This is a genomic window from Mesorhizobium sp. M0571 (assembly GCF_040320985.1).
Classification (GTDB): Bacteria; Pseudomonadota; Alphaproteobacteria; order Rhizobiales; family Rhizobiaceae; genus Mesorhizobium.
Map to the genome: position 1 here is coordinate 59,116 of NZ_JAMYQT010000026.1, position 12,462 is coordinate 71,577.

Consider the following 12,462-nt stretch of genomic DNA (forward strand, 5'->3'; position numbering starts at 1 on the left):
GTCCGCTCCGCTTCGGTTCTCGACAATCACTCCACCCGACTCAGCCTGCCGAATTCTTGGATGATCTCGTGTCGCGCTAAATCAGTCGCGGGCGAAGGCGCTGCGGAAGGCTACGACTGCCAGGACAAAGCTGGCGATGGCGTTCCAGCCGGCCAGCGACAGGCCGAGGATGCGGAGCGCCGCCTTGTCGCAGGAGGGCGGGACGAATTTGTCGAGCGCATCGAGCACGCCCTTGCCGCCGGTGTCCACCGGCCCGGCGGCTGCGGTGCAATCGGTCGGGCCTGGCCACCACGCCCATTCGACGCCGGAGTGATAAACGCCGAGATAGACGCCGTAGAGCATCAGCAGGCCGCCAATAGCCAGCAGGCCACGGCTTACCCAGGCTGGCGCGTGAAGAGCCGGCGCAAGCACCGCCAGCAGCATCAAGGGCACGCCGACGTAGTAAGGCGTGCGCTGCTCGAGGCAGAGCTTGCAGGGGATGTAGCCGCCGAGATACTGGAAGGCCAGCGCCGAGCCGACCGTGGTGGCCATGGCGACAGCGAGAAACAGGGCGGTGCGCAGCCGCTGGCGTCCGGTATCGGCATTCACGGTCGCTGTCATCGGACTCAGTCCATTCGGTTCGATGCCGTTCAGACGGCGTATTTGACGACGATATAGAGCAAAATCAGGGCAGCGGCGGCGGCGCCCGCAATCTGGCCAAGGCGCTTTTCGATGAAGTGGCGGATCGGCTCGCCATAGCGGCGCAAGAGCCAGGCGAGAAACAGGAAGCGGGCGCCGCGCGCAACGATTGCCAGCACGATGAACAGCAGCAAAGGAACGCCGATGACGCCGGACAGGATCGTCACCACCTTGATCGGCGGCAGATGGGCGAGGCCGGAGGTGACCAGCATCAGGATGATGAAGCCGGTGCCCGACGAGACGCGCATCGCCTCGAACTCGTCATACTTGCCATAAAATTCGAGGATCGGCCGCGCCACCGCATCATAGGCGTAATGGCCGATGAACCAGCCGGCGATGCCGCCCAGCACGGAGGCGACGGTGGCGATCAGCGCGTAACGATAGGCGCGATCCGGCCGCGACAGCGCCATCGGCAGATAGAGCACGTCGGCCGGCACCAGGAACACCGAGCTCTCGACGAAAGCGATGAAGGCCAGCCACCATTCGGCGGATTTGCTTGCCGCCAGCGACAAGGTCCAGTCGTAAAGTCCGCGAAGCATCGGCACTCCTAATGCACGCCCAAACCGGTCGCGGTTTTGGGTACGACATGCACAAACAAAGACTTGGAAGCGCCCGCATCAACCTCTTCGGACAAGGTGCGCTCCAAATGACATGCGCCGCCTGTCTAGAAAGATTTTCCGCGCTGCACAATGGCAGCTGCTTCACGAAATCGAAAGGCTGGACTTGGGCGAGATAGGGTCGCGGGAATTGGCCAGTTGACGAACAGGCCTCCAACCGTATAGTCCGCGCCCATCCAGGCCGCCTGGCCTGAGCCCCTATGGCGGAATTGGTAGACGCGCTCGACTCAAAAAGGGGTTTGTCTACCATGCGACGGAGTGTCGCAAAACCAAAAACGAATAAGAAAATCAATGCTTTAATGAATCAGACCTTCATCCCTGGAAGTCTCGCAAAGCCGCCTAGGTGCAGAATAGGAGCCGCGTCCGCAACTGCTCGCGGCGCCAATGGCGTACAAAAGGCATTCGTCGACGAAGCAGATGCACGACGCGGCATTAACCACCCACCAGCCTGCGGTGCTGCTGCCCCATGATCGTCGGTAGGGGGAAAGCCCGGACTAGCGCCTCAAGCATTTGTGGCGCAGCTGCGATGTTCCCGGCTACGCTGACCGGATCGTCTCGTATTCACGTTGATGAGCCATCGGCGACCTTATTGTCCGCGTCGCGAATGGCAGCAAAGCGCCGCATTGCAGCCATTAAGTGAGGCTGTTCGCCACCTGGAAGCGGACACTTAGACTAGGTTTCGGCAACGGAGGGCTCTTACGCGTTTTCCTAGGATGTCGAAGTGCCTAACGCCTCACTGGAGCTGTGCTTTCCCTGATGATCAACCTGATGGCCAGCTCGCGTTGCCTCAAATGCAGCCGCTGCGATGGTGATGCCAGGATGTAGTCGGCAGCGATTCGGCCCATGTCGCGTGCCGGCACTTCCAACGTGGTCAATTCAGGTGAGGTGAGCTCAGCAATTTCAAGATTGTCGAAGCCAACGATCGAGATCTCCCCGGGGACGGCGATTCCGGCTGCGTGGCAGTATTTGATGGCGCCGGCTGCCAGGATATCGCTGCCGCAAAACACCGCGGTCGGCCTTCGGTCTTCTTCCATCAGTCGCTGCATGGACGTCCGGCCGTCATCGAGCCTGTAGGCCCCCTCCACAATCGGAACCATGGCGCGATCAATGCCTGACCGTTCGAGTTCGTGCAGAAAGCCGTCCCGGCGACCCGCCGCGCGATCGTTGTCCTTGGTGATGCCCGCGATCATGCCGAATTGGGAGTGGCCGAGGTCAAGCAGGTAGCGTGCCGCCGTGCGCCCGGCCTTTTCGTTATCGAACCCGACGGCGGCACCCAACTCGGTCGCCTTCGAGGTGCCTGCCCTCGAAGACGAACGGCTTGGTGACGACGCCCACGGTGAGAATGCCGGCCCGACGTACGGCGTGGGCAATGACGGGTGCTGCCCCGGTTCCGGTTCCGCCTCCCATGCCCGCCGTCACGAAACACATATGGGTGCCGGCGAGATGGTCCATGATCTCATCGATCGATTCCTCGGCGGCCGCCTGCCCGAGTTCGGGGAGGGAGCCGGCTCCCAACCCCGCTGTCGCGTTGGCGCCCAACTGGATCAGGCGCGATGCCTTCGACATGGCAAGCGCCTGGGCATCGGTGTTCGCAACGACGAATTCCGCGCCCTCGAGATTCTGGAGGATCATGTTGTTGACGGCGTTTCCACCGCCTCCGCCCACGCCGATCACGGTGATCCTTGGCTTCAGCTCAATGATGTTGGGGATGGCAGTCATCGCGAATCTCCATAAGATTCACACCCACCAGTCTTGCCGGGGATGCGCGGAACATACGAATCTCGGAAACTTCCGTTTCCGGCAGGGAATAGGGCCGCGATCGCAAGCGGCCGGATTGCCAAGGGGTCAGCGGTAAAGTTTCAATCACCGGCCGCTCCGGTGCTCGCGCCGGTCGGATCATCCCGTCCAGCGCTGGAACAACGCACTGGCGTTGACCCCTCCAAAACCGAAGCCATTGCAGATCGCGTGGTCCATCTCCATTGGCCGGGCCTGGTTTGCGACGAAATCGATCCCGTCGCCGGCCGGATCGGGAGCGGTCAGATTGAGCGTCGGCGGCGCAACCTGATCCCTGAGCGCGAGGATCGTGAAGATGGCTGCAAGCCCGCCGGCGGCTCCCAGCAGATGTCCGGTCGCCGCCTTCGTTCCGCTGACAGCTATGCTGAAATCCGCGCCAAAGACCCTTTTGATCGCCTCGATTTCCCCCGCATCACCGACCGGCGTGGAGGTGGCGTGCGCATTGAGATGGCGGATTTCCCGTGCCGAAATGCCGGCTTGGGTGATCGCGATCTCCATGGCTCGGCGCGCACCGTCGCCATCCTCGGGACCGGACGTGATGTGATAAGCGTCCGCCGTCGTGCCATAGCCGACAAGCTCGGCAAGTGGTTTGGCGCCGCGCGCAAGAGCGTGGCTTAATGCCTCGACGACCAGGATTCCGGCTCCTTCGCCCACGATGAAGCCGTCACGCAGCATGTCGAATGGACGGGAGGCCTGGTCAGGACGGTGATTGAAGGATGTCGAGAGAGAGCGTGCTGCTGCAAAACCGCCGAGACTGACCGCATTCATGCAGGCTTCGGTTCCGCCGCACACGGCGATGTCGGCTTCATTGGCGCGGATAAGACGCGCCGCATCGCCGATCGCCTGAATGCCGGCTGCGCACGCTGTCACCGGAGCGCCAAGCGGGCCTTTAAAACCATATCGGATCGAAATTTGCCCCGCTGCCATGTTCACCAGGAACGATGGCACGGTGAACGGCGAGAGACGCCGAACACCGCGCTGGTCGACGGTTCTCACAGCTTCGGTTATGGCGGGAAATCCTCCGACACCCGAAGCGATGATCGTCGCGGTGCGAGCCCTGTCATCGTCCGAGACTGGCTTCCAACCCGCCTGGGACAGCGCCTCTTCTGCCGCCGCCAGTGCGAAGAGAATGAAGCGGTCTGCCCTGCGCTGTTCCTTCGGAGCCAGGATTGTGTCGGGATCAAACCCAGCCTCGGGGTCTTCTTCCATGGACGGCACCACGCCGCCGATCTTCGCCGGCAGTTCGCCCACCATATCATCCGGAAGCTTCCGAAGCCCCGAACGACCGGCCAGCAGACGCGACCAGGACGCTTCGACATTGGCGGCAAGCGGGGTGACCGCGCCCATGCCTGTAACAACAATCCGTCGCATCTGTTGTCCTATCGCATGGATGCGTCGATCGCGCTGGCCACGCCGTTCAAGCCGCAACTGCTTTGCGAACCTGATCGGTCGCGGCATCCAGAAAAGCCTGCGCGAGGTCGGGGTCGTTGACCGCCCGCGAGAGGAGCACCGCACCGACCATCGTCGAAAGAATGGCCATGGCCTTGCCGCTGGGCGCATCGACGTCGGCCTCGCCAATCCAGGGGCCAAGCATCCCGAGGTATTCTCCGATCCCCGCTTCGAATGACGCCTTCACCTTATTGCCCTGTCTGGCGGCATCCGAGCCGAGCGCCACGACCGGGCAGCCCTCCATCCTCTCTTCGCGATGTCCCCTGCTGAGATAGAAGTCGATCACCGCGCCAAGCGGATCCTCAGGTTTCGCCGCGATGGCAGCCAACCATCTGCGGGTCGCATGTTCCATCGCCCGGCTAGATGCCTGTGCAGCCAAGTCCTCCTTGGATGCGAACTGCTTGTAGAAAGCGCCTTGGGTCAGCCCGGCACCCTTCATCAGATCCTTGAGGCCGATGCCATCGAAGCCGTGCTCGCGAAAAAGGCGACTTGCCACATCGATCACGTTTTGCCGGTTTTGCTCGGCCTGGCTGCGACTAACTCGCATCATCGATCTCCTTTTTAGATTGCGTTCGTAATCAATAGCATGTATAGCGTACGAACGCAATCTATTTCGACATGAGGCGATGGGCATGAAAAAGCGACTTGTCATTGGGCTGGGGGGCATCCTGGTCGCGGGGTTAGGGGTGGGCGCGTTTGCCACACTTCCCATTCGCACGCAGGCGGCATCCGCCGCGGGCGACCCGAGGCAGGAAGCACCGATCGTCAGATTGGTGACAGCAGTGCCGGTGGCCGGATCCGAACGCGGCTTCACGGGCACAATTGCCGCGCGGGTGCAGAGCAATCTTGGTTTTCGCGTACCCGGCAAGATCGTTCAGCGTCTGGTGAATGTCGGTGAACGGGTCAAGGCGGGTCAACCGCTGCTGAGGATCGATGAGACCGATCTGGCCCTTGCGCTCACCGCCAAGCGCAACGCGGTCGCCGCGGCACGCGCTGTGCTGGTTCAGGCGAGCGCGGACGAAAAGCGCTATGCCGTTCTGGTCAAGAAGGAATTGGCAGCAACCCCGCAGCGCTACGAGCAGGCGAAGGCCGCGCTGGATACCGCGACCGCACAGCTCGCCGCCGCAGAAGCGGAAGCGAAAGTCGCGGAGAACGAAGCGGCCTATTCCGTCCTGGTGGCGGACGCGGATGGGACGGTGGTCGAAACGCTCGGCGAGCCGGGACAGGTCGTTTCCGCCGGCCAGACAGTGGTTCGGATCGCCCAGGCCGGCCCCCGTGAAGCTGTGGTCGCGCTTCCCGAAACGATCCGGCCGGCGATTGGCTCGGCGGCCGAGGCCGGCGTGTACGGCGCCGCTGGACGCTATACAGCGCATCTGCGGCAGTTGTCGGATGCCGCCGATCCCCAGACCCGTACCTACGAGGCCCGCTACGTGCTCGACGGCGAGGCCGCGGCAGCACCGCTTGGCGCGACCGTCACCATCCGGATTGCAAGCCAGGCCAGCCAGCCGGAAGTCCAGGTCCCGCTGGGAGCCGTGCTCGATGACGGCAGCAAGACCGGCGTCTGGGCCCTGGATCGAGCTACCTCGACCGTACACTTTCGGCCCGTCAACCTTGTTCGTGTGACCAGCGAAACCGCCGTGGTCTCCGGACTGAGTTCGGATCAATCGATTGTTTCGCTCGGCGCTCATCTCCTGAAGGAGGGGGCCCGCGTCAGGACTGCTTCCGAGAGCGGGAGCAACTGACGATGAACCTCAATTTTTCCGCGATCGCCGTTCGCGAACGGGCCGTCACCCTTTTCTTCATCATCCTGCTGGTCGCGGCCGGCGCCTACGCCTTCCTCATGCTTGGGCGGGCTGAGGATCCTTCCTTCACGATCAAGACCCTCACGGTCACGACCGTATGGCCGGGCGCGACGGCGCGCGAGATGCAGGACCTCGTCGCCGAACCGCTGGAGAAGCGGCTTCAGGAGCTGACCTGGTATGACCGGGTCGAGACGACGACACGACCAGGCTATGCGTATTTGACGGTTACGCTGAAGGACAGCACACCGCCATCCAGCGTGCAGGAGGAGTTCTACCAGGCCCGCAAGAAGCTCGGGGATGAAGCCCGCAACCTGCCGCCCGGCGTGCTCGGTCCCTTCGTCAACGACGAATATTCGGACGTCAGTTTCGCCCTTTATGCGTTGAAGGCTCAAGGCATGCCGATGCGGGAACTCGCCAGGCAAGCCGAGACCATTCGCCAGGACCTCCTGCACGTGCCCGGCGTCAAGAAGATCAACATCCTCGGCGAACGTCCCGAACAGATATTCGTCGAGTTTTCCTACGCCAAACTGGCCACCCTCGGTGTGTCGGCCCAGGATATCGTTGCCGCCTTGCAACGGCAGAACACCGTCACACCGGCCGGCTCGATCGACACTCAGGGGCCGCAGGTCTTCATCCGGGTCGACGGCGCCTATGACAGTGTCCAGGCGATCGCCGACACGCCGATCGTCGCCGCGGGACGGACGCTGAAGCTCTCCGACATCGCCGAGGTCCGCCGCGGCTACGAGGATCCCCCCACCTACGTCATCCGGCATCAGGGCGAGCCGACCATCATGCTCGGGGCGGTGATGCAGGAGGGCTGGAATGGTCTTGAACTCGGCAAGGCGCTGGAGGAGAGGTCCGCTTCTATCGCACAGACGCTGCCGCTCGGGATGACGCTGGCCAAGGTCAGCGACCAAGCCGTGAACATCGACTCGTCGGTCAACGAGTTCATGCTCAAATTCGCTATGGCGCTCGGTGTGGTGCTCCTGGTGAGCTTGCTCAGCCTCGGGTGGCGCGTCGGCATCGTCGTGGCTGCCGCCGTCCCCCTGACGCTCGCCGTGGTGTTCCTCATCATGCTGGAAACCGGCCGGTTCTTCGACCGCATCACGCTCGGCGCCCTCATCCTGGCGCTCGGCCTTCTCGTGGACGACGCCATCATCGCCATCGAGGTGATGGTGGTGAAGATGGAAGAGGGCATGGACCGCATCAAGGCGGCGGCCTATGCGTGGAGCCATACCGCGGCGCCGATGCTGTCAGGCACGCTCGTGACGATCGCCGGCTTCCTGCCGGTGGGCTTCGCGCGTTCGACGGCCGGCGAATACGCCGGCAACATCTTCTGGGTCGTAGGCTTCGCCCTCATCGTCTCCTGGATCGTCGCTGTGGTCTTCACGCCGTATCTAGGCGTCAAGATGCTGCCCGCGATCAAAGCGGTCGAAGGCGGCGTCCACGCCATATACGACACACCGAACTACCGGCGCCTTCGCCGGCTCATCACCTTTGCAGTGCGCCACAAGTTCGTAACCTGCGGTGTCGTCGGCATCGTTTTCGCGCTTTCGGTTGTCGGCATGGGCGCGCTCAAGCAGCAGTTCTTCCCGACATCCGACCGCCCCGAAGTGCTGATCGAGGTTCGCCTGCCGGAAGGCACCAGCATCGAGACGACGACCGCCACGGTGGAGAAGCTGGAGCACTGGCTTGGCGACCAACCCGAGGCCAAGATCGTGACGAGCTACGTCGGTCAGGGCGCTCCCCGCTTTTTCTTCGCGATGGCGCCGGAACTGCCTGATCCTGCCTTTGCCAAGATTGTCGTGCTGACACCGGACGCGGAGGCACGCGAGGCTTTGAAGCAGCGACTCCGTGCGGCGGTGTCACAAGGGCTTGCGCCCGAGGCCTATATCCGCGTTACGCAGCTTGTGTTCGGCCCCTACACGCCGTTCCCGGTCGAGTTCCGGGTCATGGGACCTGATCCCGCGCAACTATACGCCATCTCTGAAAAAGCCCTCGATATCATGCGAGGCGTTCCGGACGTGCGGCAGGCCAACCGCGACTGGGGAAATCGCACGCCCGTACTACGCTTCATCCCGGATCAGGATCGAGTCAACCTCATCGGGCTGTCGCCGGCGGAGGTGGGCCAGCAGCTGCAGTTCCTGCTCACCGGTATCCCCGTCACGCAGGTCCGCGAGGACATTCGCAATGTCCCCATCGTGGCACGCAGCGCCGGCGGCGAGCGGCTGGATCCGTCGCGTCTGGCGGATTTCTCGCTGATGAGCCGGGATGGCCGCCAGATTCCACTTGACCAGATCGGTCACTCGGAAGTCCGCTTGGAAGAGCCGATCCTGAAGCGCCGCGATCGCACACCCGTCATCACGATCCGCTCGGACATCAACGAGGCAACCCAGCCTCCGGAGGTCTCCAAGCAGATCATGACCGCCCTTCAGCCGCTGATCGCATCCCTTCCGGCCGGCTATCGCATCGAACTGGGTGGATCGATCGAGGAGGCGATCAAGGCCAACACCGCGCTGGGTAAAGTCTTCCCAGCCATGATCGCCGCCATGCTGATCGTCATCATACTGCAGGTGCGATCCTTCTCGACGATGGCGATGGTCGTGCTGACGGCGCCGCTCGGTCTTGTCGGCGTCGTGCCCATTTTGCTCACCTTCAACCAGCCCTTCGGATTCAACGCCATTTTGGGCCTGATAGGACTGGCTGGCATCCTGATGCGCAATACGCTGATCCTGACGGAACAGATCAAGGAGAACCGTGCTGCCGGCCTTGACGACTATCACGCCGTCATCGAGGCCACGGTGCAACGCACGAGGCCGGTGATCCTGACCGCACTTGCCGCCGTGCTGGCCTTCATCCCCCTCACGCACTCGGTCTTCTGGGGATCGATGGCCTACACGCTGATCGGCGGCACGGCGGCCGGCACGGTGCTGATCCTGCTGTTCCTTCCAGCACTCTATGTAGCGTGGTTCCGGATCAAGCCGACTGCGGATGAGTCCCATGAGGATTCGACGAAGGAACCGGAATTGCAACCAGCAATGGCGGCCGAGTAGGGCTCCGTTGTCGGAGGAGACGATTCAAGTACTCGCCCGCTGGCTTTGCCTCACATAGGCAAGGCCAGCCGTACGATCTTACCTACCGATGATCGGACACGCGAGCCCGGCGGGTTGGATTCATCAGCTCAGGAGATGTCCATGAATCGTCCGGTCCGAACGCGAACCGATCCCGACGAGGTGCGCGCGCGCATCCTGGAGGTGGCGGAAGAGCACTTTCGCCGCATCGGCTACCATAAGACGTCGGTGGCCGACATCGCCTCCGAACTCGGCATGAGCACGGCAAATGTCTACCGTTTCTTCCCCTCCAGGGACGCAATCAAAGAATCCATCTGCGGGCGAGTTGTGAACGAGGTAGCTGACATCGCCCTCGCAATCGCACACACGAACGCGCCGGCCGGGGAGAAACTCGGCCAGCTACTGACCGCCGTTCACCACCACAAGAAGATGACGCTGGTCAAGGAAAAGCGCATGCACGACCTGATTGTCGCCGCCATGCAGGAGAACTGGGCGATCATCAAGGTGCATATCGAGCGCATGGTAACGACTTTAGGGGTCATCATCCGCGAGGGCATCGAATCGAGCGAATTCAAAGTCGATGATTCCGCTGGGGCGGCGCGTGCCGTCCACACCGCGTTCGCGCCGTTCCTCCACCCAATTCTGATTGAGCACTGCCTCGAACACGGGGAGGATACCGAAGTGGGCTTGCGCGAGCAGATTCGATTTTGCCTGAAAGCTCTTGGCAAGTCAGCCTAACATGCCAGCACAGACCTTTCGCTGCGCTAGTGGAAGCTGAAGTCGAAAATAGGTGGTGGTTGCATGCGGGTGTGGTGGAATTGGTAGACGGCTGGATTCAAAATCCGGTTCCGCAAGGAGTCGGTTCGATTCCGACCACCCGCACCACCTCTTCAGAACGAGCAGATTTGATTTAGAGACGGACAACAGCACCGGTGTCCCTCGAGCGCCGTGCTTGGTCTGACGTTGGCGCAAGGCGTTCGAGGCAGCGCAAACAAACCCTATGGAGAGCCGACGCCGCGAGCGCCCTCGGAACCGTCAGCTTACCCTTTATTCCTGGTCCAGGATTCGCGCTGGGCAAAGACGCGCGTGACCTCGGCCATGTTTTCCGTGCCCCAGGAGCAAAGCGGCACCAGCGCCTCGGCAAGGCTCCTGCCCAGCGGAGTGAGGCTGTAGTCCACCCGCGGTGGGATCTCTCTGTAATCAGTCCGCTTCACAAGACCGTCGGCCTCCAACTCTTTGAGTTGCTGGATCAGCATCTTGTCGCTGACGTCGCGCACGGCTCGCCGCAGCTCGCCGTAGCGGGTCGGGCCGTCTTGGGCGACGAAGTACAGGATCAGTGGCTTCCACTTGCCGGCGATGACCCGCAGCGTCGCGTCGAGACCGCAGGTGAAGCCGGGCAGCGTCGGGGTGCAGGTCTGGGCCGGCGGCACAGCGCGCGCTGGCGGCAAGGTCGGTTCCGAACGATCTGATGACATTTCTAGATACTTACCAAAAGGTGCATACTTGTCAATAGGTGGGTGTGCCGCCAGCTTAGTGCAACCTCAATGAAGGAGCACACCATGAGCAGGCTACAAGGTAAGACGGCAGTGATAACGGGCGGCGGAAGCGGCATCGGACTCGGGGCTGCCAAGCGGTTCATCGACGAAGGCGCGTTCGTCTACATCTTCGGACGACGGCAGGAGACGCTCGACGCTGCCGTGGCGCAGTTAGGGTCCTCGGTGCGCGCCGTTCAGGGCTCGGTTACCGATTTGTCCGACCTCGACCGGCTGTACGAGACGGTGAAGGCCGAACGCGGCAGTCTCGACATCCTGTTTGCCAACGCCGGGACCGGCTCGTTCGCATCGCTCGGCGAAATTACGCTCAAGCACTACGACCAGATCTTCGACATCAATGTGAAGGGGACGATCTTTACCGTGCAGAAGCCCTGCCGCTGATGACTGATGGGGCGTCGATCATTCTGACCGGCTCCAGCACGGGGGTGATGGGGACGCCGGCGTTCAGTATCTACAGCGCGACCAAGGCCGCGATCCGCAATCTGGCCCGTAGCTGGGCGCTGGATCTGCGCGGCACGGGCATCCGTATTAATGTGCTGTCCCCGGGCCGACCACGACCGAGCTGGCGCTCGAAGTCTTGGGTGAGGAAGGGATTGCCGCGATGGGCGCGTCGACCGTGCTCGGCCGCATGGGCGACCCGTCGGAGACGGGAGCGGTCGCCGCGTTTCTAGCGTCGTCGGACAGCAGTTTCATGACTGGCGGCGAGGTGTTCGTCGATGGTGGCCTGGCGCAAGTCTGAGGCCTTGACTGTCCGAGCATGAGGGTTTCGTGGGCCGGAATCGGAGCCCTCATCGCGCTGCGTCGAACTGCAAATTTCAATGTAGACGCTACGCTCTCAGCCCGGCCCATTCGCGCAACCGCATGTTCGCAGGGGAGCGGATGCGGTCAAGCAACCAACGAGCGGCCCGACCAGGAAGGCTGTCGGCCTTGTAAATGGCCTGCATCGATAAAAGGCCGCGTCTAGGTCCTTCCAGCAGGATCTGAACAAGCTGTTCCGCTACGAGTTCATCAGCGACGATCGGCAATGGCATATGTTCCCAGCCAAGGCCGGCGATTAGGTTGGCGGAGTTCGCCCTTCCTTGCCGGCTTGGACAGGTCGATTTGAGGGATGTGTTGGCGGGCCGTGGGGCTTCCGAACTAACTCCCTGCTGCCCGAGGATGATGTTCTTCATCGAAGGTGCGGCGTGCGTCTTCGATGAGAGGCCAGTGCTCCCTTATCCAGCTGGTGAAGCCCTCCAAGGCTGGCAACAGGCTCGAGCCCATGTCGGTAAGCTCGTACTCAACGCGCGGTGGAACCTCCGGAAAGTAGTGTCGGACAAGGAAACCATCCCTCTCCAAGTTTCGGAGCGTCACGGTCAACATACGCTGTGGGGCGCGCAGGGCTTCAGCCGCGGTCCTAGCCTGAATATCTCAAGGTAAGGGGTGCATCGGCCCCAAGAATCTGAGAAACTTCTTTTGTGACAAAGAGTTACCAGATTCAGGAACGGGGTCCGATGCA

Annotated in this window: 10 protein-coding genes, 1 tRNA gene and 3 pseudogenes; 5 read left to right on the plus strand and 9 right to left on the minus strand. The window is 62.3% G+C overall.

Annotation, left to right across the window (positions count from 1 at the left end):
• Positions 1-81 precede the first annotated feature (81 nt).
• The 6 genes and pseudogenes from NKI85_RS25800 to NKI85_RS25825 all read right to left on the minus strand — a co-directional run bounded on the left by NKI85_RS25800 (position 82) and on the right by NKI85_RS25825 (position 5,085).
• Positions 82-600 (minus strand): disulfide bond formation protein B, encoded by a 519-nt coding sequence (locus NKI85_RS25800; protein WP_352528918.1) that lies wholly within the window; start codon positions 598-600, stop codon positions 82-84.
• A gap of 29 nt (positions 601-629) precedes the next feature.
• Positions 630-1,217: a YqaA family protein gene (locus NKI85_RS25805; RefSeq protein WP_352528920.1), complete on the minus strand. Its 588-nt coding sequence runs from the start codon at positions 1,215-1,217 to the stop codon at positions 630-632.
• 803 nt (positions 1,218-2,020) lie between these two features.
• The gene (locus NKI85_RS25810; RefSeq protein ID WP_352528922.1) at positions 2,021-2,572 is read right to left on the minus strand and encodes a substrate-binding domain-containing protein; all 552 of its coding nucleotides are present in this window, start codon (positions 2,570-2,572) and stop codon (positions 2,021-2,023) included.
• 19 nt (positions 2,573-2,591) lie between these two features.
• Positions 2,592-3,014: pseudogene (locus NKI85_RS25815) on the minus strand (cell division protein FtsZ); the annotation flags it as partial.
• Positions 3,015-3,191: 177 nt separating this feature from the next.
• Complete coding sequence (fabF, locus tag NKI85_RS25820; protein WP_352778724.1) at positions 3,192-4,460, minus strand: beta-ketoacyl-ACP synthase II; 1,269 nt, start codon at positions 4,458-4,460, stop codon at positions 3,192-3,194.
• Between the two features lie 46 nt (positions 4,461-4,506).
• A complete protein-coding gene (locus tag NKI85_RS25825) occupies positions 4,507-5,085 on the minus strand; it encodes a TetR/AcrR family transcriptional regulator (protein ID WP_352532263.1) in 579 nt (192 codons plus the stop codon).
• Positions 5,086-5,170: 85 nt separating this feature from the next.
• Between NKI85_RS25825 and NKI85_RS25830 the strand changes: the two genes are divergently transcribed.
• The 4 genes from NKI85_RS25830 to NKI85_RS25845 all read left to right on the plus strand — a co-directional run bounded on the left by NKI85_RS25830 (position 5,171) and on the right by NKI85_RS25845 (position 10,296).
• Entirely contained in the window at positions 5,171-6,280 is a 1,110-nt protein-coding gene (locus NKI85_RS25830; protein ID WP_352778729.1) for an efflux RND transporter periplasmic adaptor subunit, read from the plus strand.
• Positions 6,281-6,282: 2 nt separating this feature from the next.
• Complete coding sequence (locus NKI85_RS25835) at positions 6,283-9,393, plus strand: efflux RND transporter permease subunit (RefSeq protein WP_352778726.1); 3,111 nt, start codon at positions 6,283-6,285, stop codon at positions 9,391-9,393.
• A 141-nt stretch (positions 9,394-9,534) separates the two neighbouring features.
• Complete coding sequence (locus NKI85_RS25840) at positions 9,535-10,149, plus strand: TetR/AcrR family transcriptional regulator (RefSeq protein WP_352532247.1); 615 nt, start codon at positions 9,535-9,537, stop codon at positions 10,147-10,149.
• Positions 10,150-10,214: 65 nt separating this feature from the next.
• A tRNA-OTHER gene (locus tag NKI85_RS25845) sits at positions 10,215-10,296 on the plus strand.
• A gap of 155 nt (positions 10,297-10,451) precedes the next feature.
• On the opposite strand, the gene NKI85_RS25850 is transcribed toward NKI85_RS25845, so the two are convergent.
• Positions 10,452-10,811 carry a winged helix-turn-helix transcriptional regulator gene (locus NKI85_RS25850; protein WP_352532265.1) on the minus strand — a complete coding sequence of 120 codons (360 nt, stop codon included), beginning with the start codon at positions 10,809-10,811 and terminating at the stop codon, positions 10,452-10,454.
• Positions 10,812-10,970: 159 nt separating this feature from the next.
• Here NKI85_RS25850 and NKI85_RS25855 point away from each other — a divergent pair.
• Positions 10,971-11,703 (plus strand): annotated as a pseudogene (locus tag NKI85_RS25855) (SDR family NAD(P)-dependent oxidoreductase).
• An 88-nt stretch (positions 11,704-11,791) separates the two neighbouring features.
• On the opposite strand, the gene NKI85_RS25860 reads toward NKI85_RS25855, so the two are convergent.
• On the minus strand, positions 11,792-12,136 hold the full coding sequence (locus NKI85_RS25860; RefSeq protein WP_352532249.1) for a type 2 periplasmic-binding domain-containing protein: 345 nt from the start codon (positions 12,134-12,136) through the stop codon (positions 11,792-11,794).
• A pseudogene (locus NKI85_RS25865) lies at positions 12,102-12,332 on the minus strand (winged helix-turn-helix transcriptional regulator); the annotation flags it as partial. The pseudogene NKI85_RS25865 and the gene NKI85_RS25860, both read right to left, overlap by 35 nt.
• Between the last annotated feature and the right edge of the window lie 130 nt (positions 12,333-12,462).